Here is an 812-nt window from a genome sequence, read left to right as displayed (position 1 = left end):
GCCGGTGCAGGCACAGGGGCCGTTCTTCTCCGGCTTGGGCTGCTTGTTGGCGCGGATCTGGCTGCGCACCACCTCGGTCGGCCCTTCGGCGTGGACATGCCGGGCCTGGTGGGTGACGCCGGGGCGGATGGCGACGGCCATGCCTGGGCGACGCGGGTTGGCCAACACGGTCTCTAGCAGGCGGGTCAGCAGCCAGGCGATGCTGTTTTCCATACTCGCGCTGCCCAGGGCCTGCAGGCGCTGGGGCACGACCTTGGCCAGGTCTTCGAGGGTGCGGATCAACGGGCCGAGCAGGGTGTCCAGCTCACCGCTGAAGTGGCGGGCGACGCTGTTGTAGCCGTCTTTGAGGCTGCCTTCGGTGGCGTTGGCCAGGGCCGACAAGGCCAGGCGCCAAGCGTCGGTTTCGAGGGCCGAATCGTACAGCGCCACCTGGGCCATCTGTGCGCGGGCCAGGCGGTGGCTGCTGGCGGCATCCAACTTGCCACGGGCGGCGGCGTCGATGGTCTTGGCCAACGAGGTGAACAACAGGCGCGCGGTCTCCGCGGCGGCGCTGAGCATCGCTGGCAACTGGGCCAGGGCCTCGCGCACGTAGTGCTCCAGGGCGCCGCGAATGTTGGCGTGCAGGTGGCCGTCGATGATTTCCAGGATCACCGCGCCGATGTGCGCGCCGGGGCGGCGGCGCAGGGTCTGGCGGGTCAGTTGCAATACCGGGCGCAGCACCGTGCGGGCCCGGGACAGGCCGGGTGGGTAGGGGACGATGCCGATCAGGTTGATGCCCAGGCTGACCCACAGCAGCGGGTCGGGGGAAGGGT

General features: G+C 70.2%; 1 pseudogene. It reads right to left on the bottom strand.

The features are described 5' to 3' along the window. Positions 1 to 812, bottom strand: a pseudogene (locus NGM28_RS28440) (RHS repeat-associated core domain-containing protein); the annotation flags it as partial.

The sequence above is a fragment of the Pseudomonas sp. MWU13-3659 genome (genome assembly GCF_023757525.1).
GTDB classification, from domain to species: domain Bacteria; phylum Pseudomonadota; class Gammaproteobacteria; order Pseudomonadales; family Pseudomonadaceae; genus Aquipseudomonas; species Aquipseudomonas entomophila_E.
The sequence above is the reverse complement of the archived record's forward strand: the minus strand, read 5'-3'. Positions and strand labels throughout refer to the sequence as shown.